The sequence below is a fragment of the Hymenobacter sp. 15J16-1T3B genome (genome assembly GCF_020711235.1).
GTDB lineage: Bacteria > Bacteroidota > Bacteroidia > Cytophagales > Hymenobacteraceae > Solirubrum.
In genome coordinates this window covers 1-503 of the sequence record NZ_JAJFAV010000042.1, presented here as the reverse complement: position 1 = coordinate 503, position 503 = coordinate 1, and the positions used below count along the sequence as shown (strand labels likewise).

Sequence of the window (503 nt, the reverse complement as noted above, 5' to 3'; positions counted from 1 at the left end):
CTTGAAACCGATGAGCATCTGAAAATCCGCATTGTTGGTCATCATGTCCAGCACTGCCTCGCGGATGTAGTCGGCATTGCGCAGCACATCGTTCTTCGAGTAGTGAACAAAGCCGTTCATCTGTAGGTCAAACAAGGCCATGTTGATTTGGCCATCAGCCCAACGGCCGGGCGCATTTTCGGTACCGGGAATGTATCGGCGGAAGGCTTTGGTACCGAAAACCGTCTTGACCAGATCGAGGCAGTGCAGGAAGCGTTGTTTGTATTCCTTGGCCTTGGCCGGTGCTAAGTTCTGATTGTCGCGCAGCTCCTTATTACAGAACTGCATCATGGAAGACTTGTAGTTGAGATACGACTTCTCCGATACCGCAAGGAAGCGCAGAATCATGCCGCGATACACCATCCGATTGCGGAAGTTTTCCTTGCGAACCAATTCGTGAAATACTGGCTCATCAGCTAGTTCAGCTAAGAGCTTAATATAAGCGCCGCGGTACACCGTAATGT

At 50.5% G+C, this 503-nt stretch carries 1 protein-coding gene; it reads right to left on the bottom strand.

Annotation, left to right across the window (positions count from 1 at the left end):
• Positions 1-503 (bottom strand): hypothetical protein (locus LJ737_RS26815; protein WP_227769858.1); only part of this gene is annotated, 503 nt, incomplete at both ends.